This is a genomic window from Pseudomonas fragi (assembly GCF_002269505.1).
Lineage (GTDB): Bacteria > Pseudomonadota > Gammaproteobacteria > Pseudomonadales > Pseudomonadaceae > Aquipseudomonas > Aquipseudomonas fragi_D.
The window spans coordinates 1-4,919 of record NZ_NQKQ01000047.1 but is presented as its reverse complement, the minus strand read 5'-3'; the positions used below and the strand labels follow the sequence as shown (position 1 = coordinate 4,919).

General features: G+C 54.6%; 7 protein-coding genes. 3 read left to right on the top strand and 4 right to left on the bottom strand.

Annotation, left to right across the window (positions count from 1 at the left end; all coding sequences use genetic code 11):
• The first annotated feature begins 48 nt into the window (after window positions 1–48).
• Window positions 49–675, top strand: a complete 627-nt coding sequence (locus CJU81_RS23965) for a hypothetical protein (protein ID WP_141232634.1) — start codon at window positions 49–51, stop codon at window positions 673–675.
• A 40-nt stretch (window positions 676–715) separates the two neighbouring features.
• Here CJU81_RS23965 and repM read toward each other — a convergent pair whose 3' ends face one another.
• Both repM and CJU81_RS23315 read right to left on the bottom strand, forming a co-directional pair.
• Window positions 716–1,525 (bottom strand): replication initiation protein RepM, encoded by an 810-nt coding sequence (repM, locus tag CJU81_RS23320; RefSeq protein ID WP_095038420.1) that lies wholly within the window; start codon window positions 1,523–1,525, stop codon window positions 716–718.
• A gap of 473 nt (window positions 1,526–1,998) precedes the next feature.
• Window positions 1,999–2,280, bottom strand: a complete 282-nt coding sequence (locus CJU81_RS23315; protein WP_095038419.1) for a hypothetical protein — start codon at window positions 2,278–2,280, stop codon at window positions 1,999–2,001.
• A gap of 111 nt (window positions 2,281–2,391) precedes the next feature.
• Between CJU81_RS23315 and mobQ the strand changes: the two genes are divergently transcribed.
• Both mobQ and CJU81_RS23305 read left to right on the top strand, forming a co-directional pair.
• Window positions 2,392–3,525, top strand: a complete 1,134-nt coding sequence (gene mobQ / locus CJU81_RS23310; protein WP_369679451.1) for a MobQ family relaxase — start codon at window positions 2,392–2,394, stop codon at window positions 3,523–3,525.
• A gap of 12 nt (window positions 3,526–3,537) precedes the next feature.
• Window positions 3,538–4,182, top strand: coding sequence for a hypothetical protein (locus tag CJU81_RS23305; RefSeq protein WP_095038417.1), 645 nt, complete (start codon window positions 3,538–3,540; stop codon window positions 4,180–4,182).
• Between the two features lie 57 nt (window positions 4,183–4,239).
• On the opposite strand, the gene CJU81_RS23300 is transcribed toward CJU81_RS23305, so the two are convergent.
• Window positions 4,240–4,515, bottom strand: coding sequence for a type II toxin-antitoxin system RelE/ParE family toxin (locus CJU81_RS23300; protein WP_095038416.1), 276 nt, complete (start codon window positions 4,513–4,515; stop codon window positions 4,240–4,242).
• Window positions 4,493–4,693, bottom strand: a complete 201-nt coding sequence (gene relB, locus CJU81_RS23295; protein WP_073514997.1) for a type II toxin-antitoxin system RelB family antitoxin — start codon at window positions 4,691–4,693, stop codon at window positions 4,493–4,495. The genes CJU81_RS23300 and relB overlap by 23 nt, the downstream gene beginning before the upstream one ends.
• Window positions 4,694–4,919: the final 226 nt, after the last annotated feature.

Genomic DNA, 4,919 nt, shown 5'->3' with positions numbered 1-4,919 from the left:
GAGAAATATGGATATTAAAGGCTTTTTTTTTCTGCAATAGCAGGTGTTGTGAGTATTTCTGCTCATGCATCTCCAGTAGATCCAATCAGTTTTTACGGTTTAAAACCTGGAACATTGATAAAAGATCAAGAAATGCTCAAGTCTCTGATATCAGAAGCTTCTAATGCTCTTGGTGGTGCCTCAGTCGAGGTAATGAATAGCGATTCACAGTTCAATTCGACCCCACATTTAGAACAGAAATTTTTTTTGGTTGGTAAAAAAGGTAGTATAACAGTTAATACTGTGAAATCAGAAAAGCTCACTAAAGGATTGTATGCAATTACAAGTGTTGAATATAAATCTGCAGATGAAAAGGAAACAAAAGATTATATAAATAGGGTCACAAGCGAAATTTTTAATCAGTTCGGAACGCCGCAAAGCCCTGATCTCTGGCGGTGGGCCTATGATGATAGCGGCAACACATTACCAGCAGAGAAATCCAAGTCTTGCTGGAGTAATTACGATTACGGGACACGTCCAAACCAATTTTCCACGCCTGGCGAAGCGTGTAAATACGTTGCTACATTTAAAAAGCTAAACTCAGGCGTGGCATATAATTACAGTTTATATAGTATCGTTATTAAGTATATCCCTCTTTTGAATGAACTCAACAAAGAGCTTGTCAGCGGATCATAGTACTCAATCCATAGTTGTAGATTATACTCAGCCAATTAATTTAATTACTTTGGCTGAGTCGGTTTTCCGCCTCTTTCCAGCTCTCACCTGGACGCGCTTGGCGCTCCACATCATTCTTAGTTAGCCTTCCGGTCTTGCGCTTCGCTGTGGCGGTTTTAGGCTCTGGTTTTATGGAAAAAATTAGATGGGTGACGACGCGTCCGGTCTTGCGCTGCGTGTAGCTCACGAGAATGTCACTGTGCTCGTTGATTTGGGCCAACGCTGGTTCAAGGACGCGCCTTTTAAGGTTGTCCATGCGCGGATATTCGTCAGCGATGCCGAGAGTTTCCTTGAGCCATGCGATTTCAATTTCACGTTTGCCAATACTCAGGTACTGCACCAGTAGCTCGTAAAGGCGTACTGCGTGGACGCTGCTCATACGTCCGACCTTCTCCAGACGGTAGCTGGTGAACTCAGTTTCCAAACGGGTGATGTACGGCAGCATGTCGGTGGCAAAGCGCAACTGGACGACACCCACGCCGTCGATGTAGCTGGCGGTCGAGATCCAGCGAATCATGCTGACCCGCTCTTTGCCGCTTTCCGGGTGAATATCACGGGTCACGATAAAACGGTTGAATAGCGTTTTCATCGCCTCCTTGAGTTGGCCGTAAACATTGCCCTCGTCCATGTCGAACGCTTGAGCAAAGCGCTTCGCCTCTATCGTGACGAAACCATCAGTTAGCCCCTTCTGGGTTTCGCGGGCTTCGACGATGGCGTACAGGATGACTCGCTGCTCGATCAAATCAAGGCGGTAGCTGGCCTCGACCAACTTGTTCGACTTCACAATGATGGTCTGTTTCGACGCCGGCATATGGCACCCGCAGAATTGAAGAGGCGACCAAACTACACCGCGAAAAAAGCCAATACAACTACTCAAATATAAATGTAGTTAAATACCGTAAATCTGTAGTGATTTAACCGTAAATTTGTAGTGATATGACCGTGAATTTGGTGCTGCATGACCGTAAATCTGTAGTTTAATGAGCGCTGTAGCCCACGTGATACGTGGCCTGTAGCCCGCCTAAAAGCTTTAAAAGCTTTTAAAAGCATTAAAAACCCAAACGCGAGTTACCCACAGACCTCCACTTCGCCAAAAAAGCGCGCCCCTCCAGTCCCTGCACGCCCTTCCACCTACGTGCATGGCTTGAGGCAGTGCAAGGGCGTTTCGCTCCTTCGCGGCGCTGCCTTCGGCCTGCGCGCTCCGCTTGCGGGCAATCAGTTCGGGGGGGGCTGGGCAGTGCCGGAACGGCGCTGACCTGACAGCCGCCTAACAAGCGCAGCGCGTTAGTCAGGCGTCACCAGCTGCTTGAATGCCTCAGAGCCTTGCCCATCCTCCCCCAGCACCGCCAATCGCTCAGCAGGCCGAGTCAGGAAACCATCCAGCAGCGCCAACAACGCCGCGCGTTTTTCGGTGGACTGGGTTTGCTGATGGAGTACCGCCGCCCCGACCAACACCTTGATTCGATCTTGGGCCTTTTTGGCTGTGGCTTTCTGTCGTGATTCTGCCTGCTGAATCTTCGCGGTGAGTTGGTCACGCTTGCGTTTCAGTTCGTCCAAGTCTGCCATGTTGTGATCGCTCCTAGTGGTGTCTGTTTTGGCCATTCTACGCTAGAGTATTGCCGTACACAGATCATCCCTGAAAGAAGAGAAGGGCGCACTTAGGCAAACTTCGTTTGCGTGCGGATCAAAATCAAAAACAAAGCAGGATCAAAAGCCGTGGCACTCGCATCTGCATCGTGTAAGACAGTCAGTCGTGGTAGTGGGCGTTCCGCCACTGCTGCCGCTGCCTATCGCACGGCGGAGAAGATCACCGATATGCGTACTGGCGAAGTTCATGACTACCGCCGGAGAGGTGGTGTAGATCATGTGTCGATGCACTTACCTATGGGTGCGCCGTCAATGACCACTGACGCGCTTTGGAACAAGGTCGAGGCCAGTGAAAAGCGGAAAAACTCGACCGTCGCTCGCGAGCTTGTCGTAGCGCTTCCGAACGAACTTAACCAGGAGCAACGCCGAGAGCTGGCCGACCAGATTGCAGGTCAACTGGTCGAGCGATACCAAGTTGCCGCGCAGGTTGCGGTGCATCTGCCCGACTCGGAAGGCGATCAGCGCAACCACCACGCCCACATCCTGTTCAGCACCCGGCAGATGGACGCCAACGGCGACTTTGGCGGGAAGACTCGCCAGCTAGACGACCTCAAGACTGGCCCGCAAGAAGTGCTGTGGATGCGCGGGATGGTCGAGGCTGAGACTAATTTCGGGCTTGAGCGGGCCGGTTCTGCGGAACGCATCGACATGCGCAGCCTTGCCGACCAGCACGCCGCAGCCATCGAGGCGGGCGATTATGAGCGTGCTAACGATCTGGACAGGCCCGCCACGCAGCACGAAGGCCCGCGGGTCACGCAGATCCGGCGCGAAGCGGCTCGGGCTGGACGTGCGCCGCTGGGGGCACTGAATCGAGCGGCAGCCAACGACCAGAACCGGCAGCTTGGCCGCGACCGTGCCGAACTGCGGCAGGTGTCGGCGCAGATTATCGATTTCCAAGAAGCGCGGGAGCGCCGTCTGCAAGCGGCCCAGCCGGGCATGGATGCCTTCATGGCGGGATTCCGGGCGCATCAGGACAAGCAAGCGAAGGTGGACGCCGAGCGGGCGCGTTTGCTGGCAGAGCTAGAGAAACAGCGTGCAGAAGCGCGGGCGGTGCAAGAGCGACAGCGTGCAGAGGCGCGAACGGCGAAAGAGCGAGAGCGCCAAGCGTCGAGGCCTCCAGCGCGAAACGGGCCGAAGCGAGACGGCCCAGATTTTGGAATGTGATCGAGGTTTAGCGTGAGCGAAGAACAAGCCATCTACGGGCTGATTGTCACCGCCCAGGAACAGCAGAAGATTGCCGGCGACCAACTCGCCACCTTGGGCGAGCTGAAAACGACCATCCGCCAAGCGGGTGATGCCGTGCAGGCCATGCGGCAGGCGGGTGATGCCTCGGCGGCGGTTATCGAGAAGGCCACGCGAATTGCGGTCGATAAGGCCCTGCAGGACGTGTTGGAGCGTGTTTCGGATAAAGCGCGCTCATCCATCGCGGATGCGATAAAACCCGCTGTAAGCGCATTACAGGCGGTCTCAGGCGATGCCGTGGGGGCAGGGCAAGAACTTCGCGATTCGATCAGTTGGGTGGGCTGGAAGTGGTTGGCGGTTTGCGTGGCGGCTGCGTTCGGCCTATTCACGGCCATGATGCTGGGCGTGGTGCTGCTGGTTCCGTCTGCGCGTGATCTGGCTGCCCTGCGGGCGGAGAAAGCAGACCTAGAAGCGAGCGTGGCCGCCCTCGAACGTCGAGGGGGGCGCGTACAGCTGACCAATTGCGGCGATAAAAAACGCCTTTGCGCTCTCATCGACCCCCAGCAGTTCAACAGCAATGGCACTGTCAAACAGTTCGGCGGCGAAGATGAGCACTGGGTGATCCTCAAAGGCTACTGACGCGCTGCGCCTGTCGGCATCGTCCGATGCCCGGCGGCTGTGCCACAAAAAATGCGCCTAGGGATATTCCTGTCGAGCGTGTAGCACCCGCAGCACGTCGATGGCGTCAGTGCCTACCAGGTAGATCACCACGTAGTTCGGGTGCACGACGCATTCACGAGTGCCGATTACGCGGCCTGCTCGGAACAGGTAGGGGGCGGATGGGAGACCCTCAACGGTTCTCAGTATGACGGCGTGCAGTGCCTCGGCCGCGAGCGGGTTGCGCTGTTCGATGTAGTCGATGATCTCCACCAGGTCGGTGGTGGCCTCGTCAGTCCAGCGAACGGCTTGCACGAAGCTTCCTGCGCTCTTCTAGGGCTGCCTGGACCTTCGACATGGCCTCATCGTGGGCCAGTCGTGGCTTGGTGCTGTTCATGGCTTCCAGCACCTTGGCACGGAACCAGCGGTCATAGCTGGCCGCTTGTTCGTCGGTCTCGAACTCAGAAACGATAGGGGACAGTTGGGCGCTCATGGCGGGCCTCCGGTGTTCATGCAGGTCAGTCTAACGCATGAGCTATGACCGCAACTATTAAGAATACCAAGGCGCTGAGGGAGATAATGACAGATTCGAAGTTTTTTTAGAAAACTGCTAATATAGATTTAGAAATCTACATAAACCGAGAGAAATATGGATATTAAAGGCTTTTTTTTTCTGCAATAGCAGGTGTTGTGAGTATTTCTGCTCATGCATCTCCAGT